This is a genomic window from Bacteroides sp. D2 (assembly GCF_025147085.1).
Classification (GTDB): domain Bacteria; phylum Bacteroidota; class Bacteroidia; order Bacteroidales; family Bacteroidaceae; genus Bacteroides.
The window spans coordinates 5,540,183-5,566,600 of sequence record NZ_CP102261.1 but is presented as its reverse complement, the minus strand read 5'-3'; the positions used below and the strand labels follow the sequence as shown (position 1 = coordinate 5,566,600).

Below are 26,418 nucleotides of genomic sequence, written 5' to 3'. Positions count from 1 at the left end.
GTATGCAAGAGAAGATCTCGATAATAGTACCTTGTTATAACACCGAAGTTTTCCTAAAACAATGTCTTGATAGTTTAATTGGACAAACTTATCAGAACCTTGAGATTATCTGTGTTAATGATGGAAGCAAGGATAATACCTTACAGATTTTATGTGAATATGCAGAGAAGGATGATAGAATCATTGTTGTTGATCAGGAAAATACAGGACTCTCAGGGGTAAGAAACAAGGCTTTGTCTTTAAGTACAGGCAAATACGTTACTTTTGTTGATTCGGATGACTGGCTTAAACTTGACTATATAGAAACTGTTCTTTCCGAAATCAAAGATGAAGATGTAATTGTTTGCGGCTACATTAAAGCATCTGAAAAACAAGAAGAGCATGTTCGGCTTTTTAGTAAAGTGTTTCGATATGATGAAACTAATATAGATAGGCTTAGGCAACGAGTATTGGGACCTATAGGTGAACAAACAGCACATCCGGAGATTATAGATTCATTATCTTCTGTTTGTACTAAATTTATCAAAAAAACTATTGTTGACGAGAATAATCTCTGTTTTAGACATAAGAATGAGGTGGGACCTGCAGAGGATATGCTCTTTTCCGTTTGCTATTATCAGCATGTCAATTCTGCTTTATGTTTGCCTATTGAAGGATATTATTATAGACGAAATAATGCATCTATTACAAAATTTTATAATTCTCAACTTTTGGAGCAATGGGATAGTTTGTATTCACTTCTCTGGAAACAGGTGGAAGATAAGCCTATGCTACACGAAGCATATAGAAATCGAAAAGCATTGAGTGTGATAGGATTGTCTTTGAATCAAGTTAATGTGTCAAAGAACTTTTTTAGACAAAGAAAAAAGGTAAAAGAGATATTGAATCACAGATTGTACAAGGACGTTTTTTTAAAATTTGATACCTCATATATGCCTATGCATTGGCAGGTTTTCTTCTTTTTGATAAAGAATAGATGCTATATTTTAGTGGCATTAATGCTCAATCTGATAAACCGATTAAGATAAATGAAGGTGCTACAAGTGACGGGGACAATGAACCGCGGCGGGGCAGAGGTTATGCTGATGGATATACTCCGGAATAAACCTGATGACGTTCATTTTGACTTTCTGATAAATAACGATCCTCGTAATTTGAAAGAGGAGGGTGCGTTCGACCAAGAAATACTCTCCTATGGTTGCCAAATTAGACATATTGGTACACAATTAAGAATCGGTCCTATTCGCTATATTCGTGAATTTAAAAAGATAGTGAGGGAACTACAACCTGATGTGGTTCATATTCATTTGAATGCCAAGTGTGGTCTTATTGCTCTTGCAGCTCATTTGGCAGGTGTCGAAAAAATTATTGCCCACTGCCATGCAGATATCAAATTTCGTGGTTCGCTGCCAAGTCGGGTATTTAGTGAATTCGAGATGTGGATTCAGAAATGGATGATAGGATGGTTTGCCACTGATTATTGGGGATGTTCAATCGAAGCCAATAAGAGGTTGTATAGAGGGGGGCATTTCAGAAATAGTGTAGTGATAAACAATGCTATCTCATGTGCTGCTTATTCTGCTGTTTCAGAAGAAGAGTATAAGGCTCTGCGGAATTCTTATAATTTGCCTGATGATGCAGTTGTGTTGGGTAATGTAGGGCGCATAGTGCCCCATAAGGGCATAGCTAAGATGGTTGATGTATTATCAGAACTGAAGAATAGAGGAGTTAATGCTCATTTTATTGTGGTAGGTCGCAATGATGCCTGCGAATATGTGAATGAGATGATGGCACATGCTGAGGAATGTAAGGTAGCCGACAAAATTCATTTCTTGGGAGAGCGTTCAGATGTTCCCATAGTAATGCATACTTTTGATGTGTTTGTAGGACCTGCATTACGTGAGGGTTTTGGACTTGTGGCTGTAGAGGCACAGGCGGCAGCGGTACCTTGTGTGTTATATCAAGGATTTCCTCAAACGGTGGATATGCATGTAGGCTTAATAACATTTCACAAGGATTATAACCCGAAGGCATGGGCTGATTCCATACAGGCAGTTCTTAAGAGTTGCAAAGTTGAGAAGGGTTTGATTTTAAATGCTATTCGTGTACTTGGTTTTGATGCAAATGAGAATGCACTAAAAATAAGTGAAATGTATAAAAGGTGAAAGACATGAAGATAACAATATTTGGAGATATCTGCCCTACTAAGGACACGCAGGCGGCTTTCGATAGGGGAGACCGTGGGTCCATTTTCGGCGATACATTTAGGGAAATCGAATCGTCGGACATTGTGATCGGTAATCTGGAGTGTGCCGTTACCGATCAGCCGAAGCCTATCCAAAAGGCAGGACCTGTGCTTTATACTGGTATCCAGAGCATACAGACCTTGAAAGACTTTGATGTACTCAGTATAGCTAACAATCACATCCGTGACTGTGGTGATGAGGGCGTAATGACGGCTTTGGAAACCTGCAAAAAACTGGGTATTCGCACTCTTGGTGCTGGTAAGAGTATGCAGGAGGCACGCAAGCCACTGGTGATAGAGAAGTGCGGAATAAAGATAGGCTTGATGTCGTTTGCCGAACAGGAGTTCAACATTGCATCTGACATTCGCCCCGGAGCGTGCTATCTGGACCTGTATGATGATTTCGAACGTATTTGCGAGTTTCGCAAGACGGTAGATTATCTCATCATCCTATATCACGGTGGTATTGAGTATTTCCCTTATGCAAGTCCGGAATTGAGTCGCAAATGTCGTAAGATGGTTGATTGCGGAGCCGACTTAATCAGCTGTCAGCACTCGCATTGCATCGGCACTATCGAGCAGTACAATGGTAGCACCATCGTCTATGGTCAGGGTAATAGTGTGTTCGGTTATCGTGACGGAGATAATAGTTGGAATAGGGGGCTGCTGCTACAAGTAGAGTTTCAAAAGGTTGGAAGTTCATTTTCTTCATTGTTTACTTATAAAGGAATGGTTGCTACTCCTAATGGTCTTCACTGGATGTCAGAAGATGCTTCCAAAGATTTGAGTAACGAATTAAGAACTCGTGAACAATTATCGCAGGACAGGTTAGCGGTTCAGAAAGAATGGGATAAATTTTGTGCCAACTTAGGCAAGATTCATTTGCCGTTACTTTTAGGTTGGCCAAGAATTTTAATCGCTATCAACCGCCGAACAGGTAATTCGTTAATCAAAATGCTCTATGGCCGATTGGCGCATAATAACACTCACAACTTGATCCGTTGTGAGGCCCACAGAGAGGTGATAGAGAATTTGTTGTCAAAAAAGGATTTTTCGTAAAGAAGATTTCGAATAATGACTGAATATTATGTATTTCTGGCAATCGCAATGATATTTGCTGCTGCTTATAGTAAGAATCCCCAGTTTAAAATCACACTGTATGCGACACTTGCCATCATGGTTTTGTTTGCAGGCTTGAGAAGTGCAGGAGTAGGTACTGACTCAGGTAGTTATGCACGCAGTTTTACGGATATAGGTGATATGGAAGGTGACTGGAAGGAACAGTTGACAGACGAACCGGGTTTCTATTATCTCAAGTTAGTTCTCTCAATGGTTTCAAATCAGTACTGGGTTCTCTTCACAGGCATCGCCATACTGACATATTCCTGTGTTGTTATTGCTATCAAGAGGGAGACAGAAAAGATAGTGATTCCATTGTTTGTATTCATTACTTTAGGTCTTTACACCTTTGTGTTTAATGCTGCCAGACAAGGTATAGCAGTAGCAATATATATGCTTTCGTTCAAGTTTTTATTTGAAGACCATAAAACTGGGTTTCTGAAATATTGTCTCTTTGTATTCCTTGCCGCTATGTTTCATAAGACTGTGGTTATTGCCTTACCCCTGTATTTCCTGTTTCGTCAGAAGTACTCACCTAAGATGTTGGTCATAATTGCAGTATTGGGTATAGGCATGGGTACAGCTCTTCCAAGTTTTTTGGCGTTTGCAGGAACACATGAAGCAAGGTATGAACTATATTCCACCCAAGCTGGTGGAGGCGAGATGTTGACTGTATTCTATATGCTGATAACCGCCTTCTTTATTATCAGACGCAAAAAGATTGATTTGGAGTACTTGCCTAAATACGATGTATTCCTGAGTATGATGCTGTTTGGTACGTTGATTTTCATGGTTGTTCAGGTGAATAATATGTATGTAGAGCTGACTCGTTTTGCTGCCTACTTCCAAGTAGCCAGTGTATTCTTATGGGCATACATATATCAGTCTAAAACAAAACCTTTCGCTGTTTTTTCAGTAGTAATTATAGTCGGTCATTTATTGTACTTCTATATTTTCTGTACACGTATGGCTGGTTTGGTCCCTTATTCATTTAACTCAACTATTTTTTAGTCCAAGTAATATTGATGAAAGTACTCTTAGTAGCCAATGTGGCTAAGGAGCATGTGAACAAGTTTCACGTGCCTACTATAAAATATTTGAAGTCAGAAGGTTGTCAGGTGGATGTGGCATGCTCTGTGGATGCTGATGTGCCTGCAGCTGACCATATCTATAGCATGAGTTGGAAGCGTTCACCTTTCACACCCAAAACATTCAAAGGTATTAGCGAACTAAAGAAGTTAATAGTCGAAAACGATTATGACATCATATATTGCCATACTCCAGTTGGTGGTTTGGTGGCTCGTATAGCGTCAAGAACAGCACGCAAGAAAGGGACGAAGGTGGTGTATTGCGCCCATGGCTTGCACTTTTTTGATGGTGCACCTTTGGTCAACTGGCTAGTGTTCTATCCTATGGAGAAGTGGATGGCGAAAATGACGGATATGTTTATCACCATCAACCCAGAAGATTATGAGAGAGTCAAGAAATATTTTAATAAAAATATGCTGGTGAAGATGATCCACGGCATTGGTGTGAACTTCGACCGTTTAAACATCGATAATCTTGATGGTATAAGAAAAAAATATAGAATGGAAATGCGTATTCCGCAGGATGCGGAGGTACTGATTTATGTAGCAGAAATCCTGAAGAACAAGAACCAGCAGATGCTGATACATGCTCTGAAGGAACTGCATGACAAGGATCGCAAGATGTATCTGTTGCTTCCTGGACCTGATCATTCCAAGAGCGAGTTCTATAAGTTGGCTGAGGATCTTGGATTGAAGGGTTATGTGAAGTTCCTTGGATGGAGAAGCGATATCGGGCAATTGATGGCAGCATCGGATATGTGTGTAGCATCGAGTATTCGTGAGGGTTTTGGTATAAATTTGGTGGAAGCTCAGTATTGTCATCTGCCTGTAGTGGCTGTCACGAACCGTGGACATAGAGCTATTATTAAGGATGGGGAAAATGGATTCCTTGTGCCGATGAACGACTCAAAGGCTATGGCTAATAGAGTACTTGAGGTGATGGATAACAAGGAACTTTATGATCGGTTGGCAAATGTCAATGTGGATGAGTATAAGTGTGAGAATATCGCAAAAACTATCTATGGATATTTGCAGGAGGTTGTAAAATAATGATATACACAAGTCGACTCTTCATAGAATTGCTCAAAGAAAATATTTGAGGGCATGAGGTAGATGCATCCCTTTTTCTCAGCAAAAGAAGTGGATTTGTATTCGATTTTTTAGATGAAAAAAACAATCTACGGTCAGTTTTCTATGTAATGCTATTCAGACATAACTAATTCTTATGACAACATACATTATTATTATCATTCTACTTTTTATAGCAGAACTCGTCTATTTCCATATTGCGGATAAGTGTAATATCATTGATAAACCCAATGAACGGTCATCACATTCTACGATTACTTTGCGTGGTGGAGGTATAATATTCTTGATTGGCATATGGGTTTGGAGTACGTTCTTCGGGTTCCAATATCCTTGGTTTTTGGCAGGCTTGACATTAGTAGCTGGCATTAGCTTTGTAGATGACATTCATTCATTGCCGGATTCTGTAAGATTAATAGCCCAGTTTACAGCTGCCGCAATGGCATTCTATCAGCTCGGCATATTGCATTGGTCAATGTGGTGGATAATATTACTGGCACTAATCGTCTATGTCGGTGCCACGAATGTGATAAACTTCATGGATGGAATCAATGGTATCACAGCAGGCTACTCTTTGGCTGTATTGATTCCGTTGGCACTGGTGAATATAAATGGTGTTTTTGTAGAACAGAGTTTGATCATATCAACGATTCTTGCTTCATTGGTATTTTGTATTTTCAATTTCCGTCCGAAGGGTAAAGCGAAATGCTTTGCAGGGGATGTCGGCTCTATTGGTATTGCTTTTATTATACTGTTTCTGTTAGGTAATGTGATGATCAGGACAACGGATATTACTTGGCTGATATTCTTGTTAGTATATGGTGTGGATGGCTGTCTGACTATTGTACATCGTATTATGTTGCACGAGAACTTGGGCGAGGCACATCGTAAGCATGCTTATCAGATTATGGCTAATGAGTTGAAAGTGGGGCATGTAAAAGTTTCATTGCTGTATACGGTTATGCAGTTAGTGATTTCTCTTGGATTTATCTATCTTTGTCCCGATACGGTGTTTGCTCATTGGTTATATTTGGTGGGTGTATCAGCTGTATTGGCTATTGCTTACATATTGTTCATGAGAAAATACTATCATTTACATGAAGAATATCTTATATCATTGAAACAATAATGATTATGGAATTTGATAAAGAATTTTTGGATAAGTTATTTGAGCAAGCTATGGAGAATCCACGTTTGCGTCAGAACTTCGACCTACGCACTTCATCTGCCGATACCAGTCAACGTATGCTAAACGCATTGTTGCCAGAAACTAAGGTGCCTATCCATCGACATGAAGATACTACCGAAACAATAATCTGCCTGTGTGGTAAGTTGGATGAAGTAATTTATGAGGAAGTAGTTTCGTATGAGAAGGATACGGATGATTTTCAGAAGGGGATGAGTGTACAAGATGTAGTTCGTAAGGTTGAGTATCGGGAAGTACAGCGTATCCATCTCAATCCTACAGAAGCCCAATATGGTTGTCAGATACCTAAGGGTGCATGGCATACTGTGGAAGTGATTGAACCATCTGTCATCTTTGAGGCTAAAGATGGAGCTTATGCTCGTTAAACGATGAAAAACAGATGAAATGAATAGGAAGTACTGAAAGTGCTTTTTAATACGTTATGTTATAATTGAATATTTACAATGAGATGGAAAAATGTAGGTCCCTAGATTCATGTGACAAACATGAATCCCTGCATTTCCAAAAAATACCAACTGTCTGTGAAGATCGTTGATATTTTTTTATACAATAAGCCGTGGTGGAAATCTAAAAGAAGCTACTTTTGATAAGAAATTATTTGGGAATACTCTTTCACCGCATCAAAACACGGACATCCTTTCATCGGATTTAAGTCCCGGTGTCCCACGACCAGTGCTTTCGGAAACTGCCTTTTCAACTCCCTCAACAAAGCAAGCAAAGCTCCTTTTTGTTCCAGTGTACGCGTATCTTTCGGTTTTCCGTTCGCATCCAGTCCTCCCTCATAACAAACACCAACCGAATGGGCATTATGATTACGGCAGTGTGCCCCGATCTTTTCTAACGCACGTCCCCGGTGAATCTCCCCATCACGAGTGATGTAGAAATGATAGCCAATATCACGGAAACCACGGTGCAAGATATGATCCTGTCGGCAAGCCTCCGCCGAAAGGGACTTTCCTTCCGGCGTGGCACTGCAATGAATGATAATTAATGTAATAGTCCGCATGGGGTTACATGCAACTTTGTATTCCGAACACACCTCCGATGGCGGTGGCTACAGTGATAACGATTTTGAGAACTAAGCTCCATACAGAGCGGGGAGATGATGATTTACTCATACAATAACAGGTTTTAAATAAATTAATAATAGTTTTCTTTTACCACAGATTTACCACAGATTTACTGTAGGTTTACCATAGGTTTACCACAGATCTACACAGACTCACACAGATAAATAATCGACTACTTTAGCAACTACCAATTCAATATAATCTGTGGAAATCTGTGTAGTCAGTGGTGAATCTTTTAGGCAGCCGGGTCAGGCGCTTCACCACCTCCATCCGGTTTCGGATCAGGGTTGTCACCCGAATCAGAACCTCCTCCGGCAGTTGTCGGTTTCTGATATTCCGCCTGCTGCTTCAACTGACTGTCGAGTTTTAGATTATTGGTCGACAGATTACCGGTAGCACGAGCTTTCAGACGCATACCGCTAATATTCTTCTCCAACGAGAACTCTTCCAGCGTATCGGCTGCCTTACTGCGAATACCCACACCAAAAATGGCAAGATCATCAATTTTCACACATTTGCCGTCCAGCAACAATTCCTTGATGCAATCTACCATATCCGAAAGCACACCTTTGATGACACCACCGGAATACGGTGAATTGTGCTTCGACATGTGTTCGGCAAGCTTTGCCAAATCAAACGTCTCGTCGCTTACTGCACGGGCGAACCACTTACCCGCATTCAAGCCTTTCTTCTGCTGGTTCTGATAAATTTTGTAACGAATCATAAAACAATAAATTAAAGGGTTAAACATATTGTCCGGGGATTCTTTTCCCTTTCGACGATACAAAAATACTACTCCGGATCTCCCGGAAATCAGCTGTATACGGTTGTGTCTGGTAGCGGTCGGTTATTTGTCATTATAGTCGGTTATTCAATGGAAAAACGTTGGTTATATAGTCGTTTTTTGTTATTTTTGTAACAGTAAATCAGAAATATATCCATCATGAGTGAATTTAAAATACGTGCTTACGGGCGCATGGAACTGGCGCAACTCTATTCTCCACAACTAACTGACATCGCTGCCTATCGAAAGATGAAGAAATGGATCTCTTTGTGCCCCGGACTTCTGCAACGCCTGTACGACTTAGGCTACGAATCAAAGCGACGTTCATTTACACCATTGGAGGTGAGAGTGATTGTGGATGCCCTGGGAGAGCCTTAAATAAAGCGTCGCTTTATGATGCATAAAGCACCGCTTTACGATGTCTAAAGCTTAGCTTTACACCTTCTAAAGCGATGCTTTATACAGTAAAAACGGATGCGGTAATCAAAATGAGTGTACCAGTCCAAACGATTACAGTAAGTAAGGCGGGGACAGTGGGGACACTTTCCCCGTTTCACTCATACACACACACGCACGCGCGTAACTTCCTTTGCCGTCTACACTGATTAGCTTGCCTTGTCGGGTGAGACGTTTCAGCCAGGTGATGGCGGTGCTTTTGTTGATACCCAGAGCTGTTGCTTTTTCCAGCAACTCCGTGCGGGTAAATTCCTTACCCAGTTGCTGGAAGAGGAAATCCCGGTCGGCATTGGGCCGGTGGCTGACTTCCGTGTTGGGGAGGAATGACAGGATATGCATGGCGTGACAGTAGAGAGGTTCCGCCAAATTTAATACGGCGTGGAAGTCTTCCGCCGAGATGGATACGTTCCAGCGGGTGACGATGCCGTCCTTGCGGTTGTCCGAAGGAATAGACTTGTCGGGTGTGAAGGGGGAGGAGGAGGAAATTTGGAGGCTGTAGGGATTCGGGTGTTCGAGCGCGCGCAACACGGCTACTTCCGACATGATCCTGCACAAATTGATAGCCATACGCGCCACAAAGCTATACATTTCTCTGTCGTTGGCTATGCTCGAACGATCGAACAACTCCGAAAAGACGGCGTCAATTTCGCTTTTCTGCTCGTTCGTGAGTTGCAGCGTGTGGATACCATTCTTCTTTATCACGTCCAGTTGTTTTTTCCATTCCAGTCCCAGAGCGTTGAATACCTCTTCCCAGTCTGTTTCGTTGTCTACAAACTGGCTGACCCATTTGTCGATTCCGTACATGTAGTAGTACAACTGGCGGGAGGATCCTCCGTCTTCCGTTGTCGGGATGAAGGCTTTCACTTGGAGTGGGGTGCCCGACATCAGGAGCGAAAGGCAGACTTTTTTTGTTTCCCGATATTCTTGGTTACCGCGACGGTTGTAGGACAAGAAGTCGTGGTCGAACGCTTTGCGCAGCGTGTCGCTCCAATGGCCGTGTTCCGATCCGATGGCGGTGGACAGTGTGTCGGCTTCCGACTCGAAGATAAGTCCTGTACCTTCGGAGTCCATAATGTTTTGTAGAATGCCTGTGCCGGTGTTGTTGCCCGAAATCAAGAACATTTTGTTAGGGGGCATTTGCGGGACTTCCATTTTCGACCGCTCTTTTCCCATCGCGTCGTATTCGGCTTTTTCTTTTTTATAGATCTTCATTTGCTCCGCCACTTTCGCGCGAATCTCGTCATGGATGGGTTGCACGAGCAGGCGGAGGTAGGAGAGGATGCCTTTGCCGGAAGCAGAGGGCGCCACGATGAAACATTGGAGGCTGGGATAATAGTATTTGCCGCCATAGAGGCATCGCACGTGGCGCGACATGCAAGCTCCCAGCGCGGTGAATGCTCCCATCAGCATGATGTCGCATTGAATCTCACTTTTCGCAACTTTGATGATACGCTGCAGGAGTTTCGGCCAGTTTGCTTCCGGCAGAGTGGGGAGCGGGTGTTGCGGATCGCTACCGGATAGCAGTTCTTCTTTTTCTTCCGTGATCGTTTCTTCGTCTGTTTCCTCATTTGCCACCTTATTATACGCGCGTGCCTGTGTGAGAGTTTGAGGGGTTGTCCTTACTGTCCCCACTGTCTCCACATAGCTGATGGCGACTCCCGTCGCTTCGGCCAGGTGGAAAGCGGTGCCCAGGTGCACTTCTCCACGTTGGGTGTGGAGTGCGTTGGAGAATACCCGTTCGGCATGTTCGCGCTGATATTTGGGAGATACCCGGCACAGGCGATGAAAAAAGTCACGTCCTGCTTCGCCGCAATCCGTTGCAATGGCGAATGACAATTGTACGTATTCAAGATAAGTGGGAGCAATGTCCGCTCTTGCCGTTTCGACTGCTTCGGTGAGACGGCGTAGAGATTCAATATCAGTCATTTGGATTTATAATTTTTGATTTATGATTTATTCGTTGGTGGTTCTGAACAATGCTTCCGGGTCGTAACTAAGGAAACAGGATCTCACGAGGTCTTTGCCGGAGAAATCTACTTTGGATTTTGTTTCGGAAGAAACCGCTGTTACCGTATTGTATGCCGTCTCTACGTACCGCATCGCCCAACTCATGTTTTCTGTGATATTTTTTGTATCATTTGTCGTGGAGGAATAATGGCAAGGAACAAATGCCTTTACACCCAGTCCGCTGGGGCTGATAAAGGTGAGTACAGGTTGTAGGAGAGGATCGTCATAGAGCATACGTCGCATTTCTACTGCTTCCTGATAAGAGTGGAGACCGTCCACATCTACTATCACCAGATGAGACGGGGAGACGAAATCCTTACAGCTACGGCGGGTGAATGTGCCGCAAGGGGTCACATACGGAAGCAATGATGCTTTGGCGGCTCGTATATCTGTGGCATTCCGTACTTGTGCGGTCAGGGTTTTGAGATTCTCATTGCAAGTAATCATTTGGAAAACTTGTTCGATGGAGACTTCGCAGAAGGGGATAAGCGTGGGAGGAGTCATCAGTCGGCCTTGTTTGTCTTTGATGGGAGCGATAGGTGGCATAAAATAGGACATTCTGTAGTTGTTTGACATCATTTTCTTTTTGTTATAAGTTAAAATGTTTATTTTTGCAAAAAATATGAGTGTGTTTCAAAAACACGGCATGAAGGTAGTAATAACAAAATAGACTCTACCCTGATATGTGAGGATAAAAGTTAAAATATTTAATTATTAAAGTGTGTATTTAACAACAAAAAACAAAGATGAAAAAGAAAACGGTTTGTTGCAGTGATTTGGGAGCTTATATTAATGAGTTGCTTAAACGTGCGAAATTGAAAAATGAGTATGTATGCGAGACCCTGGGTATGGGACATGATGTTTTGAATGGCATAAAAAAGGGCTAAATCTCCCATTGAACGATTATATAAAAGTAATGAATCTCTGTTTGAATGCCTACAACGAAGAGGAGATTGAACTGATTTTGAATACGTTGGTGAGAATGTATCTGCGCTACTACAAGAAGAGGATAGTGGAGTAATCCGTGAAATAATTGATAGAAAATCCCGGCTGAATAAATAAAAACGGCCGGGATTTTTTTGTTTAGGATGTCTATTTGTCATTCTTGGGAAATATCAAATGGTAGCCATACCTTTTCCGTGTGCGATAACGAAAACACAAAAAATAACATTTTATTAGGTAGAAAAAGTTTGAGGAATGCTTCGTAGTTCACAAATAATGATTAAATTTGCCGCGATTTGTAATGCGTAGTTTGCAAAATGACGAATAATACTATAAAGCATCTAGGTATTGTGGAAAACATACAGGGTTCTCATCTGTCGGTGAGGATTGTCCAGACATCGGCTTGTGCGGCATGTAGCGCAAAGGGGCATTGTTCCTCGGCGGATAGTAAGGACAAAATCATAGATATCATAGATACCGCAGCTTCTTCCTATCAGGTGGGAGAGAAGGTGATGGTGGTCGGCGAAACGTCGATGGGCATGATGGCGGTAGTGTTGGCTTTCGTACTTCCTTTCGTACTTCTTATATTTTCGTTGTTTCTTTTGATGGCATTGATAGAGAATGAACTGTATGCGGCTCTTCTTTCTCTGGCTGTCCTTATACCTTATTATTTCGTTTTATGGCTTAACAAAACGCGACTCAAACAACAATTTTCATTTACTATAAAACCAATAAATAACTAAAAACATTATGAATTTGATTCTGATTGCAGTGATTTCATTGGGAGCTATAGCGCTCGTGCTGGCCGCTATTCTTTATGTGGCTTCCAAGAAATTTGCCGTGTATGAAGACCCGCGGATTGCCCAGGTGGGAGAAGTGCTTCCCCAGGCTAATTGTGGTGGATGTGGCTATCCCGGTTGTAGCGGCTTTGCCGACGCTTGCGTCAAAGCCGGTTCGCTGGATGGTAAATTCTGCCCCGTAGGCGGACAGCCTGTCATGGCACAAATTGCTGATATCCTAGGGCTTGCAGCCGGAGAAGCTGAACCGATGGTAGCAGTGGTAAGATGTAACGGAACGTGTATGAATCGTCCGCGTATTAATCAGTACGACGGTGCGAAGAGTTGCGCTATTGCCGCTTCGCTCTATGGTGGGGAAACGGGTTGTAGTTACGGATGTCTGGGGTGTGGTGACTGTGTGGCTGCCTGCCAGTTCGATGCCATCCACATGAATCCTGAAACAGGACTTCCGGAAGTGGATGAAGCGAAATGTACCGCTTGCGGTGCCTGTGTGAAGGCTTGTCCGAAGGCGATCATCGAAATCCGTCCGCAAGGAAAGAAATCACGCCGTGTGTATATCTCTTGTGTGAATAAAGACAAGGGAGCTGTGGCACGCAAGGCTTGTACGGTGAGTTGTATCGGCTGTGGCAAATGCGTGAAGACTTGTCCGTTCGAAGCTATCACGTTGGAGAACAACTTGGCTTACATCGATCCGCACAAGTGCAAATCTTGCCGCAAATGTGTGGAAGTCTGTCCGCAGAATACCATTATCGAATTGAATTTCCCGCCGAGGAAACCGAAAGAAGAAGCTCCGGCTGCTCCAAAACCGGCTGCTGTTTCTAAAGAAGCGGTGGAAACTCCTGCACCGGCGGCAAAAGTGGAAACTCCTGCTGAAAAAGGCTACAGAAGCTCCGAAAGTAACAGAATAATAACAGAATAAAATACAGAACTGTATGTTAAAGACATTTTCAATTGGTGGAGTTCATCCACACGAAAATAAATTGTCGGCACATCAACCTATTATCACAGCGGAAGTTCCTGCAAAGGCTGTTATTTTGCTGGGGCAGCACATTGGTGCGCCTGCAAAACCGGTTGTAGCGAAAGGGGATGTGGTAAAGGTAGGCACTAAGATTGCTGAACCTGCCGGCTTTGTTTCGGCGGCAATTCACTCTTCGGTCAGTGGTAAAGTGGCGAAGATTGATACTATTGTCGATGCCAGCGGTTATGCGAAACCTGCTATCTTTATCGATGTGGAAGGCGACGAATGGGAAGAAACAATCGACCGTAGCGCCACACTGGTGAAGGAATGTGAGCTTTCCGCAGAAGAGATCGTGAAGAAAATTGCCGATGCCGGAATCGTTGGTCTGGGTGGTGCTTGTTTCCCTACACAGGTGAAACTTTGTCCTCCTCCTTCTTTTAAAGCTGAATGTGTGATTATCAATGCCGTAGAATGTGAACCTTATTTGACTGCCGACCATCAGCTGATGCTGGAACACGCGGAAGAAATCATGGTAGGCGTTTCTATCCTGATGAAAGCGGTGAAAGTGAACAAGGCATTTATCGGAATCGAAAATAATAAGCCCGATGCTATCGAACTGATGACTAAAGTAGCTTCCAGCTATGCAGGCATCGAAGTCGTTCCCTTGAAGGTGAAATATCCGCAAGGAGGTGAAAAGCAGCTGATCGATGCGATCACCAAACGTCAGGTGGCGAGCGGTGCGTTGCCTATCTCTACGGGAGCAGTCGTGCAGAACGTGGGAACGGCGTTTGCCGTTTATGAAGCTGTGCAGAAGAATAAACCGTTGTTTGAACGGGTGATTACCGTGACGGGAAAGTCGGTTGCGAAGCCGTCCAACTTCCTGGCCCGTATCGGTACACCGATGAAACAGTTGATTGACGCTTGCGGTGGTCTGCCCGAAGATACGGGTAAGGTGATCGGTGGCGGTCCGATGATGGGTAAGGCGTTGGTAAATATCGAGGTTCCTACTGCGAAGGGCAGTTCCGGCATCCTGATTATGAACCGGAAGGAAGCCAAACGTGGTGAAGCTCAAACCTGCATCCGTTGCGCGAAGTGCGTGAGTGCCTGTCCGATGGGACTGGAACCGTACTTGCTCGGAGCCTTGTCTGAAAACGGAGATTTTGAAACAATGGAAAAAGAAAGAATCATGGATTGCATCGAGTGCGGCTCTTGCCAGTTCACTTGTCCTGCCAACCGTCCGCTGCTCGACTATTGTCGTCTGGGTAAAGGCAAAGTGGGAGCTATGATTCGTGCACGTCAAGCTAAAAAATAACGAATATGGAAAATAAATTAATCGTATCACTATCGCCCCACGTTCATGGCGGAGACAGCGTACAGAAAAATATGTATGGCGTGCTGATTGCACTGATTCCGGCTTTTCTGGTGTCTCTCTATTTCTTCGGACTGGGTGCCCTGATTGTCACGGCTACTTCCGTTGCGGCTTGTTTGTTCTTCGAATGGGCGATCGGAAAATATTTAATGAAGAAACCGACCACCACCATCTGCGACGGCTCTGCCATCATCACGGGTGTGTTGCTGGCATTTAATTTACCGTCTAACCTGCCTATCTGGATTATCATCCTCGGTGCACTGTTTGCTATCGGTGTAGGTAAGATGTCTTTCGGCGGATTAGGCTGCAATCCTTTCAACCCGGCATTGGCAGGCCGCGTATTCCTGCTGCTTTCTTTCCCGGTGCAGATGACCAGCTGGCCGGTAGTCGGACAGTTGACCGCTTATACGGATGCTACCACCGGTGCCACTCCGCTGGCCTTGATGAAGCAAGCCATTTACGGTGACACTGCCGCTTTAAGCCAGATTCCGGACGCATTGACCTTGCTGATCGGACAGAATGGCGGATGCTTGGGTGAAGTGAGTGCACTGGCTCTGCTGATCGGACTCGTTTATATGCTCTGGAAGAAAATCATCACCTGGCATATTCCTGTGTCTATCCTGGCTACTGTGTTTGTCTTTGCAGGCATCATGCACCTGGCAGATCCGGAAAAATACGTTTCTCCGGTATTGCAGTTGCTTTCCGGTGGTCTGATGCTGGGTGCTGTCTTTATGGCAACCGACTATGTGACTTCTCCGATGAGTAAGAAAGGGATGCTGATCTATGGTGTATGTATCGGTCTGCTGACGGTAGTTATCCGTCTGTTCGGCGCCTATCCCGAAGGTATGTCGTTCGCCATCCTGATTATGAATGCGTTCACTCCGCTGATTAACACCTATTGTAAACCAAAACGCTTTGGGGAGGTAGCGAAGAAGAAATGAAAAAGTTAGAATCATCTTTAAAGAATATGTTGCTGGTACTTACGGGAGTGACTGCTATTTCCGTTGCGTTGCTGGCTTATGTAAATGAACTGACAAAAGGCCCCATTGCCGAAGCGAACGCGAAGACACTGAACGAGGCCTTGAAAAAGGTTCTTCCCGAATTTACCAATAATCCGGTAGCGGAAAGCGATACGATCTTCAGTGAGAAAGACGGAAAGAAGAATGTTGACTTTATCGTTTATCCGGCTAAGAACGGTGAAGAACTTGTAGGTACGGCTGTTGAAGCTAAATCAATGGGATTTGGCGGTGAGCTGAAAGTGCTGGTAGGCTTTAATGCCGAAGGAAAAATCTATAACTACTCTCTGTTGGCTCACACGGAAACTCCGGGATTGGGCTCTAAAGCCGACAAATGGTTCGGAGCGTATGATCCTGCGAAAGGAGAAAAGGCAGTATCTCACGAAGAGAGTACGAAATCTATTTTGGGTATGAATCCGGGTGAAGCTCCGTTGACCGTCAGTAAAGATGGGGGAGCAGTGGATGCCATCACAGCTTCTACCATTACTTCACGCGCTTTTTTGAATGCCGTGAATGCTGCTTATCAGGCCTATAAGGCCGAAGGCGGGGAAGTGAATGGTGTAACCGGTGCTTCTCAAAAAGCGAAAGGCGCGGACGCAGATGCTGCTGACGCTGCTACGGGAGCTACGATCAAAGTTGAACTAACTGATTCAGTCAGTGCTAAATAAGAAAGGAGACAGATATGAATAACTTTAAAGTAATGATGAACGGGATTATCAAAGAGAATCCTACGTTTGTACTCCTGCTCGGTATGTGTCCTACATTGGGTACTACATCATCGGCTATCAATGGTATGGGTATGGGACTGGCTACCATGTTCGTATTGATCTGCTCGAATGTGGTGATTTCTTTAATAAAGAACCTGATTCCGGACATGGTGCGTATCCCATCGTTTATTGTGGTGATCGCATCCTTCGTGACCTTGCTTCAAATGGTGATGCAGGCTTACGTGCCGGGACTGTATGCTACACTCGGTCTTTTCATTCCGTTGATTGTAGTGAACTGTATTGTGTTGGGACGTGCCGAAGCCTTTGCTGCCAAGAATAACGCAGTTGCCTCTATGTTCGACGGTATCGGTATGGGGCTTGGCTTTACCATCGCCCTGACTTTGCTGGGTGCTGTCCGCGAGTTTCTGGGAACCGGTAAAATCTTCGATCTGACCATCATGCCGGAAGAATATGGAATGTTGGTATTCGTATTGGCTCCGGGTGCTTTCATCGCTTTGGGATACCTCATTGCAATAATTAATAAATTGAGAACTGAAAATTGAGAATTGAGAAATAATAGATATGAACCATATTCTTAATTTCATTTTCACATTCTCTGATTTTTTAATTTTTAATTCTCAATTTTCAATTTAACAACTATGGAATATATATTGATATTTATTTCGGCAATCTTTGTAAACAACATCGTGTTGTCGCAGTTCCTGGGTATCTGTCCGTTCCTGGGCGTATCCAAGAAGGTGGAAACTGCGATGGGTATGAGCGCTGCGGTTGCTTTCGTGTTGACCATCGCTACCATCGTCACTTTCCTGATTCAGAAGTTTGTACTGGATGTTTTCGGACTGGGATACTTGCAGACGATTACATTTATCCTGGTGATTGCCGGATTGGTGCAGATGGTGGAAATCATCCTGAAAAAGGTATCTCCGGCCCTGTATCAGGCGTTGGGTGTGTTCTTGCCGCTGATTACAACGAACTGTTGTATTCTTGGTGTCGCTATCCTGGTGATTCAGAAAGACTATGACCTGCTGACAGGTGTTGTATACGCATTCTCTACAGCTATCGGCTTCGGTCTGGCACTGGTGCTTTTTGCCGGATTGCGCGAACAGATGAGCCTTGTGAAAATTCCGAAAGGAATGCAAGGAACTCCGATTGCTTTGATTACCGCCGGTTTGCTTGCTATGGCATTCATGGGATTCTCCGGCGTGGTGTAAGGATTTACAGTTGATAATTAAATAGAGGATTGGAAGCTCTGCTGTGTGGCGACATACAGGTTAGAGTTTCCAATTCTTTTTTATACCTAAATGCTACCAAATCGTACCTTAATTACTTTTCAGCAAATAAATTTGTGGCAGATTATTGCAATTCCATTTTATTTCCATACATTTGTAACTCAAACAATAATAAGCCGAGAAACTAACCATTTTTTATAAAGTATATGAAAGAAAGAATTTTAGTAACAGGCGGGACAGGATACATTGGGTCTCATACTGTTGTAGAACTACAAAACAGTGGATATGAAGTAATCATCATCGATAATTTATCAAATTCAAGTGCCGACGTTGTTGACAATATAGAGAAAGTTTCCGGTATTCGCCCAGTTTTTGAAAAGCTGGACTGTTTGGACTTTGCCGGTCTGGATGCAGTATTTGCAAAATATAAAGGAATTAAGGCAATCATTCACTTTGCAGCTAGCAAAGCAGTAGGAGAGTCGGTACAAAAACCGTTGCTTTACTACCGTAATAACCTGGTTTCTTTGATTAACCTTCTCGAACTGATGCCAAAACATGGAGTAGAAGGTATTGTGTTCTCTTCTTCTTGTACAGTATACGGTCAGCCGGACGAGCTGCCGGTAACGGAAAAGGCTCCGATCAAGAAAGCGGAATCACCTTATGGAAATACCAAACAGATCAATGAAGAGATTATTCGTGATACGGTAGCTTCAGGTGCTCCGATCAATGCGATCATGTTGCGCTATTTCAACCCGATTGGCGCGCATCCTACTGCATTGCTGGGTGAACTGCCTAACGGGGTTCCTCAAAACCTGATTCCATATCTGACCCAGACAGCCATCGGTATCCGTGAGAAACTTAGCGTGTTTGGTGACGATTATGATACACCGGACGGTTCTTGTATCCGTGACTTTATCAATGTCGTTGACTTGGCTAAAGCACACGTGATTGCTATCCGTCGTATCTTGGAAAAGACACAAAAAGAAAAAGTAGAAGTATTTAATATTGGTACAGGACGTGGCGTTTCTGTATTGGAATTGATAAATGGCTTTGAAAAAGCCACTGGCGTAAAATTGAATTATCAGATTGTCGGACGTCGTGCAGGTGACATTGAAAAAGTTTGGGCTAACCCGGATTTTGCTAATAAAGAGCTGGGTTGGAAAGCCGTAGAAACTTTAGAAGATACTTTACGCTCTGCATGGAACTGGCAGCTGAAACTCCGTGAAAGAGGGATTCAATAAAAGAGAAACTTGTTTTAAATAACATAAAAGTTTAAACAAATCGTGCATGCGATTTGTTTAATTGATGCTAATCGACCTGAAGCTGTTTATGAGTATGTGAATATACGTAGATAGTACTTATGCCTCCCCGGCATAGACAGGAAAGATGGCATAGTAGTTTTGTCGTGTTTTATTTTGTGTTTGTGTTGTGACGGTACTACGACGTGAGTCGTGGTACCGTTTTTTTGATACGCCCAGCATGGATGTTCTGTTTTATAAAATATTTAGCACTAATTCTTTTGTTATCCAAAATTATTTTGTAATTTTGTATCAAATGAATAAGATATGAGAGTAGTATCACATAAGAAATTGAAAGATTTCTACGAGACGAAAGGGTGTGAAGATTCACGTGTTGCTTTAGAACGTTGGTATGATATAGCGGAAAAAGCAGAATGGCGGAATTTGTCTGATATAAAAGCGGATTTTCTATCGACTGATTATGTGGGCAATCAACACTATGTTTTTAATATCAGAGGGAACAACTATCGGCTGGTAGTGGTTGTTAAATTTACGGTAGGATACATTTTTGTCCGTTGGGTGGGAACTCATAAAGAGTATGATAAAATAGATTGTTCAACTATATAATATAATAGATATGACTAAAATAACGAAAGAACAATACGAATTTGCATTGGCAAGAGTCGAAGAACTTCTGCCTTTGGTGGACGACAGCACTCCTGCAAATGACAAGAGCATGGTGGAGCTTTCTGTTATGTCTGATATAGTGATTGCGTATGAGAAGGAACATTTTCCTATAGAAAAACCAACCGTAGCAGAATTGATAGAATTGTCCCTTGAAGAAAAGGGGATGACACAAAAACAGCTTGCCTGTGAAATAGGGGTTAGCCCTTCACGCGTGAATGATTATATTTCGGGTCGCTCGGAACCTACTTTAAAAATAGCTCGCTTGCTTTGCCGGGTACTCAATATACACCCCGCTGCCATGTTGGGATTTTGAAAAAATAGTCAAAACATAATTGTTAGTGAGATTTATTTGTTTAATGTACCTTTGAAGCAGAATACGTCAGTTCCCCAATCAATTTCCGGTAAGACGAATCCGGGAGCAAACAGCCCGAATACGGATGAGCCGGAGCCGCTCATGGATGCGTAGATTGCTCCTTGATGATAGAGTTCTTCTTTGATTTCTCCAATGACGGGATGTTGCGGGAATACACTTGCTTCGAAATCATTGATTAACGTATCCTTCCATTCTTGTACAGGACGCTGGATTGCCTCCCTAACCGGATATTTCGGACGATGGGGATGAATGTTTGAAAAGGCTTCCCGGGTGGAAACAAAAACATTCGGTTTTATAATCATGATTTGGTAGCCGTTTAATGAAAGTTCGACCGGGGAGAAGATGTTTCCAATTCCCTCGGCAAATATCGGTCTGTTTTTGATAAAGAAAGCGCAGTCTGCTCCCAAAGTGGCAGCGTATACTTCCAATTGTTCTTCGGATACTCCCAGCTGATAATGATCGTTGAGCAACTTTAGCATGAAAGCGGCATCCGATGATCCTCCTCCCAGTCCGGCTCCTGAAGGGATGTGCTTGTATAAGTGGATTTCGATAGGAGGGAGATGAAATTCCTTATCCATCAATAAATAGGCTTTTACTACCAGATTGTCTTCAGGGTTACCGGCTATTTCCATTCCATGTTGGTGGAGAGTGAATTTTCGGTCAGCGTTAGGGGAGGTACGGATTTCCAGTGCGTCTTCCAGAGCCACCGGATAGAAAACTGTTTCCAGATTGTGGTATCCGTCCGGGCGTTTTTCCGTGATGGAAAGTCCCAGGTTTATTTTGATATTGGGAAAAGCAATCATATTTCTATTTACTATTTTACTATTTACTATTTACAGTGCTTCACATTACAATTAATCATAGCTGGATAATGTGAATCGGGAGCAAAGTTACTAAAATCTTCATTTTTCCTTATTCATTCTTCGTGATTATATTCTATCTTTGTCGTCTCGACTGGAAGAATTCCGTGATAAATGTGATAATAGAGTCTGTCCAGTCATAAAATAATAAATAGTAAATCGTAAAATAGTAAATATCTCGATGGCCGAACAGAAAAGAAATACCCGCAATTCAAAGTCTACTAAAATACAACCGGTAAATGATTATGGTCGTATTCAGCCGCAGGCGCCTGAACTGGAAGAAGCAGTTTTGGGAGCTTTAATGATTGAAAAGGACGCTTATTCATTGGTGAGTGAAATTCTTCGTCCCGAATCTTTTTACGAACGCCGGCATCAGTTGATTTATTCTGCTATCGTCGATCTTGCGGTGAACCAGAAACCGGTGGATATTCTGACTGTAAAGGAACAACTTAGTAAACGCGGAGACTTGGAAGAGGTGGGAGGTCCCTTCTATATTACTCAATTGAGTAGTAAGGTGGCTTCATCCGCACATATTGAATACCATGCCCGTATTATTGCACAGAAATCGCTGGCGCGTGAGCTGATAACGTTTACGAGTAATATTCAGAGTAAAGCGTTCGATGAAACGCTGGATGTGGACGACTTGATGCAGGAAGCGGAAGGTAAGCTTTTCGAGATCTCACAGCAGAATATGAAAAAAGATTATACGCAGATCAATCCGGTGATTGACGAAGCCTATAAACTAATTCAGAAAGCTGCGGCTCGAACCGATGGTTTGAGTGGTCTGGAGAGTGGTTTCACGAAACTTGATAAGATGACTTCGGGTTGGCAGAATTCCGACCTTATTATTATAGCTGCCCGTCCTGCTATGGGTAAGACTGCTTTCGTTCTTTCAATGGCTAAGAATATTGCGGTGGATTACCGGAACCCGGTGGCGTTGTTCTCTCTTGAAATGAGTAACGTTCAGCTGGTGAACCGTTTGATTGCGAATGTCTGCGAGATTCCGAGCGAGAAAATCAAAAGCGGGCAGTTGGCAAATTATGAATGGCAACAACTGGACTATAAACTGAAGAATCTGATGGATGCACCGCTTTACGTGGATGATACGCCGTCTCTGTCTGTGTTTGAACTTCGAACCAAAGCGCGTCGTTTGGTACGCGAACATGGGGTGCGAATCATCATCATTGACTACCTTCAGTTGATGAATGCGAGTGGGATGGCGTTTGGTAGCCGTCAGGAAGAGGTTAGTACCATTTCCCGTTCGTTGAAAGGATTGGCGAAGGAGTTGAGTATTCCGATTATCGCACTGTCACAGTTGAATCGTGGTGTGGAAAGTCGTGAAGGTATTGATGGTAAACGACCGCAGTTGAGTGACCTTCGTGAATCGGGAGCCATCGAGCAGGATGCCGATATGGTGTGCTTTATCCATCGTCCGGAATACTATAAGATATTTCAGGATGATCGTGGTAATGACCTGCGCGGTATGGCGGAAATTGTAATCGCCAAGCATCGTAACGGTGCGGTAGGCGAGGTGTTGCTCCGCTTTAAGGGTGAGTTTACCCGTTTCTCTAATCCGGAGGACGATATGGTGATCCCGATGCCGGGCGAGCCTGCAGGAGCTATGTTAGGATCGAAAATGAATACAGGTAATGCTGGTTCCATACCTCCTCCCGCACCTGATTTTGCACCGCAGACGGAGAATCCATTCGGAGCACCGGGAGATGGACCGTTACCATTTTAGTTAATAGTTGATAGTTGATAACTGATAGTGAAAATGCTCTGCGCAACATTTCTTCTATCTGTATGTTATTCCGCATGGTAACTATCAACTATAAACTTTTTTATCTAACCTTCTCGGTCAACCGAAAAATCTTATTAACTTTGCAAATCTTTTGAGAAACAATAAAAAATTAAATATATGAATATCTCTTATAACTGGCTGAAAGAGTATGTCAACTTCGACCTGACGCCCGATGAAACGGCTGCTGCGTTGACGTCTATTGGCTTGGAAACAGGTGGTGTAGAAGAAGTGCAAACCATTAAAGGTGGTTTGGAAGGACTGGTGATCGGTGAAGTGCTGACCTGCACGGAACATCCTAATTCTGACCATTTGCATATTACTACTGTCAATCTGGGAGACGGTGAACCGGTACAGATTGTTTGTGGTGCCCCGAATGTGGCTGCCGGACAGAAAGTGGTGGTAGCTACTTTAGGTACAAAACTTTATGACGGTGACGAATGTTTTACCATCAAGAAATCAAAAATCCGTGGGGTGGAATCTACTGGTATGATTTGTGCCGAAGACGAAATCGGTATCGGTACGGATCATGCAGGTATTATCGTATTGCCGGAAAATGCTGTTCCGGGTACGCTTGCCAAGGATTATTATAATATCAAGAGCGACTATGTGCTTGAAGTGGACATCACGCCTAACCGTGCGGATGCTTGCTCTCACTATGGGGTGGCTCGTGACTTGTATGCTTATCTGATTCAGAACGGCAAACAGGCTACTTTGCAACGTCCGTCGGTAGACGGCTTTAAAGTGGAAAACCATGACTTGAATATTGAAGTGAAGGTGGAAAACAGCGAAGCTTGTCCGCATTATGCCGGTGTTACGGTGAAAGGTGTCACTGTGAAGGAAAGCCCGGAATGGCTGCAAAACAAATTGCGTCTGATCGGGGTGCGTCCTATTAATAATGTAGTGGATATTACTAATTATATCGTTCATGCTTTCGGTCAGCCGTTGCATTGCTTCGATGCCGGAAAGATAAAAGGCAATGAAGTAATTGTAAAGACAATGCCGGAAGGAACCCCGTTCGTTACGCTGGATGAGGTGGAACGTAAATTGAACGAACGCGACCTGATGATTTGTAACAAGGAAGAGGCCATGTGTATTGCCGGTGTATTCGGCGGACTGGACTCCGGTTCTACGGAAGCTACGACAGATGTGTTCATTGAAAGTGCTTATTTCCATCCTACATGGGTGCGTAAGACAGCCCGCCGTCATGGCTTGAATACGGATGCTTCTTTCCGTTTCGAACGCGGTATCGATCCGAACAGTGTGATCTATTGCCTGAAACTGGCTGCTTTGATGGTCAAAGAACTGGCCGGCGGTACGATTTCTTCTGAAATAAAAGACGTGTTCACTACTCCTGCGCAGGATTTTATAGTCGATCTGGCTTATGAAAAAGTACATTCTTTGGTAGGAAAAGTAATTCCGGTAGAGACAATCAAGAGCATTGTGACCAGCCTGGAAATGAAGATCACTAATGAAACGGCGGAAGGGCTGACATTAGCTGTTCCTCCTTATCGTGTAGACGTGCAGCGTGATTGTGACGTGATTGAAGATATTCTTCGTATCTACGGATATAATAATGTTGAAATCCCGACTACACTGAACTCCAGCCTGACTACCAAAGGTGAACATGATAAATCGAATAAATTGCAGAACCTGATTGCAGAGCAATTGGTGGGTTGTGGATTTAATGAGATCCTGAACAACTCATTGACGCGTGCTGCTTACTATGATGGCATGGAGACTTATCCGTCCAACCACCTGGTGATGTTATTGAATCCGTTGAGTGCGGATTTGAACGCTATGCGTCAGACTTTGCTGTTCGGTGGACTGGAAAGTATTGCTCATAATGCAAATCGTAAGAATGCTGATTTGAAGTTCTTCGAATTCGGTAATTGCTATCATTTCGATGCTGACAAGAAGAATGAAGAGAAGGTATTGGCTCCTTACTCGGAAGATTATCACTTGGGCTTGTGGGTAACCGGTAAGAAGGTTTCCAATTCATGGGCACATGCAGATGAGAACAGTTCGGTATATGAATTGAAGGCTTATGTAGAAAATATATTGAAGCGTCTGGGACTGGATTTGCACAATCTGGTTGTCGGTAATCTGACGGACGATATTTTTGCTGCCGCACTTTCTATCAATACGAAGGGTGGTAAGCGTCTTGCTTCCTTCGGTATCGTGACTAAGAAGCTATTGAAAGCATTTGATATCGACAATGAAGTGTATTTTGCCGACTTGAACTGGAAGGAACTGATGAAAGCTATCCGTTCTGTGAAGATCAGCTACAAGGAAATCTCCAAGTTCCCTGCTGTGAAACGTGACCTGGCATTGTTGCTTGACAAGAATGTGCAGTTTGCCGAAATTGAAAAGATTGCTTACGAAAGAGAGAAGAAGCTGCTGAAAGAAGTGGAACTCTTCGATGTGTACGAAGGTAAGAATCTGGAAGCAGGCAAGAAGTCGTATGCGGTGAGCTTCCTGCTTCAGGATGAGAGCCAGACTTTGAATGATAAGATGATTGATAAGATCATGTCGAAACTGGTGAAGAACTTGGAAGATAAGCTGGGTGCCAAACTTAGATAACTTAAAATTTCAATCTAAAAATATAAACCAATGGGAAGAGCATTTGAATATAGAAAGGCCGCTAAACTGAAAAGATGGGGCCACATGGCTAAAACATTTACAAGACTGGGTAAACAAATCGCGATAGCTGTAAAGGCAGGCGGTCCGGAACCTGAAAATAACCCGACTTTACGTTCGGTGATCGCTACTTGTAAGCGTGAAAATATGCCGAAGGATAATATTGAACGTGCTATCAAAAACGCAATGGGTAAAGACCAGAGCGACTACAAGAGCATGACTTACGAAGGATACGGTCCTCACGGTATTGCTGTATTTGTGGATACGCTGACAGATAACACAACCCGTACGGTGGCTGACGTTCGTTCTGTATTTAATAAGTTTGGCGGTAATCTCGGTACAATGGGATCTCTCGCGTTCCTGTTCGACCACAAATGTGTATTCACTTTCAAGAAGAAAGACGGATTGGATATGGAAGAACTGATTCTGGATCTGATCGATTATGATGTGGAAGATGAATACGAAGAGGATGATGAAGAAGGAACAATCACTATCTATGGTAATCCCAAGAGCTATGCCGCTATTCAGAAACACCTGGAGGAGTGTGGCTTTGAAGATGTCGGTGGAGACTTCACTTATATCCCGAACGACATGAAAGAGGTGACTCCGGAACAGCGCGAAACATTGGATAAGATGATCGAACGTTTGGAAGAATTTGACGACGTGCAGACTGTTTATACCAATATGCAGCCGGAAGAGGGAGAGGAAGAATAAGACAAGG

28 protein-coding genes are annotated in these 26,418 nt (G+C 43.4%); 22 read left to right on the top strand and 6 right to left on the bottom strand.

Translation table 11 applies throughout. The features are described 5' to 3' along the window. Positions 1–2 precede the first annotated feature (2 nt). The 7 genes from NQ505_RS21040 (at position 3) to NQ505_RS21010 (ending at position 7,110) form a co-directional block, all read left to right on the top strand. The gene (locus tag NQ505_RS21040; RefSeq protein ID WP_008998553.1) at positions 3–1,028 is read left to right on the top strand and encodes a glycosyltransferase family 2 protein; all 1,026 of its coding nucleotides are present in this window, start codon (positions 3–5) and stop codon (positions 1,026–1,028) included. Continuing rightward, entirely contained in the window at positions 1,029–2,165 is a 1,137-nt protein-coding gene (locus NQ505_RS21035; protein ID WP_008998552.1) for a glycosyltransferase, read from the top strand. 5 nt (positions 2,166–2,170) lie between these two features. After that, positions 2,171–3,304, top strand: coding sequence for a CapA family protein (locus NQ505_RS21030; protein WP_008998551.1), 1,134 nt, complete (start codon positions 2,171–2,173; stop codon positions 3,302–3,304). Positions 3,305–3,319: 15 nt separating this feature from the next. Further along, positions 3,320–4,375 carry an EpsG family protein gene (locus NQ505_RS21025; RefSeq protein WP_008998550.1) on the top strand — a complete coding sequence of 352 codons (1,056 nt, stop codon included), beginning with the start codon at positions 3,320–3,322 and terminating at the stop codon, positions 4,373–4,375. Positions 4,376–4,389: 14 nt separating this feature from the next. Continuing rightward, positions 4,390–5,502 carry a glycosyltransferase family 4 protein gene (locus NQ505_RS21020; protein WP_008998549.1) on the top strand — a complete coding sequence of 371 codons (1,113 nt, stop codon included), beginning with the start codon at positions 4,390–4,392 and terminating at the stop codon, positions 5,500–5,502. A gap of 175 nt (positions 5,503–5,677) precedes the next feature. Next, positions 5,678–6,667: an MraY family glycosyltransferase gene (locus NQ505_RS21015; protein WP_008998548.1), complete on the top strand. Its 990-nt coding sequence runs from the start codon at positions 5,678–5,680 to the stop codon at positions 6,665–6,667. Positions 6,668–6,672: 5 nt separating this feature from the next. Continuing rightward, complete coding sequence (locus NQ505_RS21010) at positions 6,673–7,110, top strand: WbuC family cupin fold metalloprotein (RefSeq protein WP_008998547.1); 438 nt, start codon at positions 6,673–6,675, stop codon at positions 7,108–7,110. A gap of 212 nt (positions 7,111–7,322) precedes the next feature. Here the strand turns inward: NQ505_RS21010 and NQ505_RS21005 are convergent, their stop codons facing one another. From NQ505_RS21005 to NQ505_RS20995, 3 genes are all read right to left on the bottom strand, one after another. Then, positions 7,323–7,751 (bottom strand): N-acetylmuramoyl-L-alanine amidase, encoded by a 429-nt coding sequence (locus tag NQ505_RS21005; RefSeq protein WP_008998546.1) that lies wholly within the window; start codon positions 7,749–7,751, stop codon positions 7,323–7,325. 4 nt (positions 7,752–7,755) lie between these two features. Then, positions 7,756–7,863: a smalltalk protein gene (locus tag NQ505_RS21000; RefSeq protein WP_004303578.1), complete on the bottom strand. Its 108-nt coding sequence runs from the start codon at positions 7,861–7,863 to the stop codon at positions 7,756–7,758. A gap of 187 nt (positions 7,864–8,050) precedes the next feature. Next, the gene (locus NQ505_RS20995; RefSeq protein WP_004303576.1) at positions 8,051–8,539 is read right to left on the bottom strand and encodes a DNA-binding protein; all 489 of its coding nucleotides are present in this window, start codon (positions 8,537–8,539) and stop codon (positions 8,051–8,053) included. Positions 8,540–8,758: 219 nt separating this feature from the next. On the opposite strand from NQ505_RS20995, the gene NQ505_RS20990 reads away from it, so the two are divergent. After that, positions 8,759–8,977 (top strand): DUF4248 domain-containing protein, encoded by a 219-nt coding sequence (locus NQ505_RS20990; protein WP_004295574.1) that lies wholly within the window; start codon positions 8,759–8,761, stop codon positions 8,975–8,977. 132 nt (positions 8,978–9,109) lie between these two features. On the opposite strand, the gene NQ505_RS20985 is transcribed toward NQ505_RS20990, so the two are convergent. Further along, positions 9,110–10,981: a DUF3987 domain-containing protein gene (locus tag NQ505_RS20985; protein WP_008998545.1), complete on the bottom strand. Its 1,872-nt coding sequence runs from the start codon at positions 10,979–10,981 to the stop codon at positions 9,110–9,112. A 27-nt stretch (positions 10,982–11,008) separates the two neighbouring features. Further along, on the bottom strand, positions 11,009–11,638 hold the full coding sequence (locus NQ505_RS20980; RefSeq protein WP_008998544.1) for a BT4734/BF3469 family protein: 630 nt from the start codon (positions 11,636–11,638) through the stop codon (positions 11,009–11,011). Between the two features lie 170 nt (positions 11,639–11,808). Between NQ505_RS20980 and NQ505_RS20975 the strand changes: the two genes are divergently transcribed. The 11 genes from NQ505_RS20975 (at position 11,809) to NQ505_RS20925 (ending at position 20,339) form a co-directional block, all read left to right on the top strand. Then, a complete protein-coding gene (locus NQ505_RS20975; protein WP_004295577.1) occupies positions 11,809–11,949 on the top strand; it encodes a hypothetical protein in 141 nt (46 codons plus the stop codon). A 372-nt stretch (positions 11,950–12,321) separates the two neighbouring features. Continuing rightward, the gene (locus NQ505_RS20970; protein ID WP_004303573.1) at positions 12,322–12,747 is read left to right on the top strand and encodes a SoxR reducing system RseC family protein; all 426 of its coding nucleotides are present in this window, start codon (positions 12,322–12,324) and stop codon (positions 12,745–12,747) included. A gap of 7 nt (positions 12,748–12,754) precedes the next feature. Beyond that, complete coding sequence (locus tag NQ505_RS20965) at positions 12,755–13,720, top strand: Fe-S cluster domain-containing protein (protein WP_008998543.1); 966 nt, start codon at positions 12,755–12,757, stop codon at positions 13,718–13,720. A 13-nt stretch (positions 13,721–13,733) separates the two neighbouring features. Then, positions 13,734–15,071 (top strand): electron transport complex subunit RsxC, encoded by a 1,338-nt coding sequence (gene rsxC, locus NQ505_RS20960; RefSeq protein ID WP_008998542.1) that lies wholly within the window; start codon positions 13,734–13,736, stop codon positions 15,069–15,071. A gap of 5 nt (positions 15,072–15,076) precedes the next feature. Next, positions 15,077–16,069 carry an RnfABCDGE type electron transport complex subunit D gene (locus NQ505_RS20955; RefSeq protein ID WP_004303572.1) on the top strand — a complete coding sequence of 331 codons (993 nt, stop codon included), beginning with the start codon at positions 15,077–15,079 and terminating at the stop codon, positions 16,067–16,069. Next, positions 16,066–16,812, top strand: a complete 747-nt coding sequence (locus tag NQ505_RS20950) for an RnfABCDGE type electron transport complex subunit G (protein WP_004309218.1) — start codon at positions 16,066–16,068, stop codon at positions 16,810–16,812. The genes NQ505_RS20955 and NQ505_RS20950 overlap by 4 nt, the downstream gene beginning before the upstream one ends. 14 nt (positions 16,813–16,826) lie before the next feature. Beyond that, positions 16,827–17,414, top strand: coding sequence for an RnfABCDGE type electron transport complex subunit E (locus tag NQ505_RS20945; protein ID WP_008998541.1), 588 nt, complete (start codon positions 16,827–16,829; stop codon positions 17,412–17,414). A 96-nt stretch (positions 17,415–17,510) separates the two neighbouring features. Further along, positions 17,511–18,083 (top strand): electron transport complex subunit RsxA, encoded by a 573-nt coding sequence (gene rsxA, locus NQ505_RS20940; protein WP_004295587.1) that lies wholly within the window; start codon positions 17,511–17,513, stop codon positions 18,081–18,083. Between the two features lie 224 nt (positions 18,084–18,307). Next, entirely contained in the window at positions 18,308–19,342 is a 1,035-nt protein-coding gene (gene galE / locus NQ505_RS20935; protein ID WP_004325755.1) for a UDP-glucose 4-epimerase GalE, read from the top strand. Between the two features lie 324 nt (positions 19,343–19,666). Then, the gene (locus NQ505_RS20930; RefSeq protein WP_004295589.1) at positions 19,667–19,966 is read left to right on the top strand and encodes a type II toxin-antitoxin system HigB family toxin; all 300 of its coding nucleotides are present in this window, start codon (positions 19,667–19,669) and stop codon (positions 19,964–19,966) included. Positions 19,967–19,976: 10 nt separating this feature from the next. After that, positions 19,977–20,339, top strand: coding sequence for a type II toxin-antitoxin system HigA family antitoxin (locus tag NQ505_RS20925; protein WP_008998539.1), 363 nt, complete (start codon positions 19,977–19,979; stop codon positions 20,337–20,339). 32 nt (positions 20,340–20,371) lie between these two features. Here NQ505_RS20925 and ispE read toward each other — a convergent pair whose 3' ends face one another. Beyond that, positions 20,372–21,202: a 4-(cytidine 5'-diphospho)-2-C-methyl-D-erythritol kinase gene (gene ispE / locus NQ505_RS20920; protein WP_004317955.1), complete on the bottom strand. Its 831-nt coding sequence runs from the start codon at positions 21,200–21,202 to the stop codon at positions 20,372–20,374. 238 nt (positions 21,203–21,440) lie between these two features. Between ispE and dnaB the strand changes: the two genes are divergently transcribed. From dnaB to NQ505_RS20905, 3 genes are all read left to right on the top strand, one after another. Continuing rightward, a complete protein-coding gene (gene dnaB / locus NQ505_RS20915) occupies positions 21,441–23,000 on the top strand; it encodes a replicative DNA helicase (protein WP_004295592.1) in 1,560 nt (519 codons plus the stop codon). A 177-nt stretch (positions 23,001–23,177) separates the two neighbouring features. Then, positions 23,178–25,640: a phenylalanine--tRNA ligase subunit beta gene (gene pheT / locus NQ505_RS20910; RefSeq protein ID WP_008998538.1), complete on the top strand. Its 2,463-nt coding sequence runs from the start codon at positions 23,178–23,180 to the stop codon at positions 25,638–25,640. A 30-nt stretch (positions 25,641–25,670) separates the two neighbouring features. Next, entirely contained in the window at positions 25,671–26,411 is a 741-nt protein-coding gene (locus tag NQ505_RS20905; protein WP_004317957.1) for a YebC/PmpR family DNA-binding transcriptional regulator, read from the top strand. The last annotated feature ends 7 nt before the right edge of the window (positions 26,412–26,418 follow it).

What these genes read in the sequence shown, in the direction of transcription:
- NQ505_RS20975 (WP_004295577.1), top strand. Translation starts at nt 11,809, where the DNA reads ATGAAAAAGAAAACGGTTTGTTGCAGTGATTTGGGAGCTTATATTAAT.
- NQ505_RS20925 (WP_008998539.1), top strand. Translation starts at nt 19,977, where the DNA reads ATGACTAAAATAACGAAAGAACAATACGAATTTGCATTGGCAAGAGTC.
- pheT (WP_008998538.1), top strand. Translation starts at nt 23,178, where the DNA reads ATGAATATCTCTTATAACTGGCTGAAAGAGTATGTCAACTTCGACCTG.
- galE (WP_004325755.1), top strand. Translation starts at nt 18,308, where the DNA reads ATGAAAGAAAGAATTTTAGTAACAGGCGGGACAGGATACATTGGGTCT.
- NQ505_RS21005 (WP_008998546.1), bottom strand. Translation starts at nt 7,751, where the DNA reads ATGCGGACTATTACATTAATTATCATTCATTGCAGTGCCACGCCGGAA.
- NQ505_RS20995 (WP_004303576.1), bottom strand. Translation starts at nt 8,539, where the DNA reads ATGATTCGTTACAAAATTTATCAGAACCAGCAGAAGAAAGGCTTGAAT.
- dnaB (WP_004295592.1), top strand. Translation starts at nt 21,441, where the DNA reads ATGGCCGAACAGAAAAGAAATACCCGCAATTCAAAGTCTACTAAAATA.
- rsxC (WP_008998542.1), top strand. Translation starts at nt 13,734, where the DNA reads ATGTTAAAGACATTTTCAATTGGTGGAGTTCATCCACACGAAAATAAA.
- rsxA (WP_004295587.1), top strand. Translation starts at nt 17,511, where the DNA reads ATGGAATATATATTGATATTTATTTCGGCAATCTTTGTAAACAACATC.
- NQ505_RS21035 (WP_008998552.1), top strand. Translation starts at nt 1,029, where the DNA reads ATGAAGGTGCTACAAGTGACGGGGACAATGAACCGCGGCGGGGCAGAG.
- NQ505_RS20985 (WP_008998545.1), bottom strand. Translation starts at nt 10,981, where the DNA reads ATGACTGATATTGAATCTCTACGCCGTCTCACCGAAGCAGTCGAAACG.
- NQ505_RS20930 (WP_004295589.1), top strand. Translation starts at nt 19,667, where the DNA reads ATGAGAGTAGTATCACATAAGAAATTGAAAGATTTCTACGAGACGAAA.
- NQ505_RS21030 (WP_008998551.1), top strand. Translation starts at nt 2,171, where the DNA reads ATGAAGATAACAATATTTGGAGATATCTGCCCTACTAAGGACACGCAG.
- NQ505_RS21025 (WP_008998550.1), top strand. Translation starts at nt 3,320, where the DNA reads ATGACTGAATATTATGTATTTCTGGCAATCGCAATGATATTTGCTGCT.
- NQ505_RS20950 (WP_004309218.1), top strand. Translation starts at nt 16,066, where the DNA reads ATGAAAAAGTTAGAATCATCTTTAAAGAATATGTTGCTGGTACTTACG.
- ispE (WP_004317955.1), bottom strand. Translation starts at nt 21,202, where the DNA reads ATGATTGCTTTTCCCAATATCAAAATAAACCTGGGACTTTCCATCACG.
- NQ505_RS21040 (WP_008998553.1), top strand. Translation starts at nt 3, where the DNA reads ATGCAAGAGAAGATCTCGATAATAGTACCTTGTTATAACACCGAAGTT.
- NQ505_RS20955 (WP_004303572.1), top strand. Translation starts at nt 15,077, where the DNA reads ATGGAAAATAAATTAATCGTATCACTATCGCCCCACGTTCATGGCGGA.
- NQ505_RS21000 (WP_004303578.1), bottom strand. Translation starts at nt 7,863, where the DNA reads ATGAGTAAATCATCATCTCCCCGCTCTGTATGGAGCTTAGTTCTCAAA.
- NQ505_RS21020 (WP_008998549.1), top strand. Translation starts at nt 4,390, where the DNA reads ATGAAAGTACTCTTAGTAGCCAATGTGGCTAAGGAGCATGTGAACAAG.
- NQ505_RS20990 (WP_004295574.1), top strand. Translation starts at nt 8,759, where the DNA reads ATGAGTGAATTTAAAATACGTGCTTACGGGCGCATGGAACTGGCGCAA.
- NQ505_RS20980 (WP_008998544.1), bottom strand. Translation starts at nt 11,638, where the DNA reads ATGTCAAACAACTACAGAATGTCCTATTTTATGCCACCTATCGCTCCC.
- NQ505_RS20905 (WP_004317957.1), top strand. Translation starts at nt 25,671, where the DNA reads ATGGGAAGAGCATTTGAATATAGAAAGGCCGCTAAACTGAAAAGATGG.
- NQ505_RS20970 (WP_004303573.1), top strand. Translation starts at nt 12,322, where the DNA reads ATGACGAATAATACTATAAAGCATCTAGGTATTGTGGAAAACATACAG.
- NQ505_RS20965 (WP_008998543.1), top strand. Translation starts at nt 12,755, where the DNA reads ATGAATTTGATTCTGATTGCAGTGATTTCATTGGGAGCTATAGCGCTC.
- NQ505_RS21015 (WP_008998548.1), top strand. Translation starts at nt 5,678, where the DNA reads ATGACAACATACATTATTATTATCATTCTACTTTTTATAGCAGAACTC.
- NQ505_RS21010 (WP_008998547.1), top strand. Translation starts at nt 6,673, where the DNA reads ATGGAATTTGATAAAGAATTTTTGGATAAGTTATTTGAGCAAGCTATG.
- NQ505_RS20945 (WP_008998541.1), top strand. Translation starts at nt 16,827, where the DNA reads ATGAATAACTTTAAAGTAATGATGAACGGGATTATCAAAGAGAATCCT.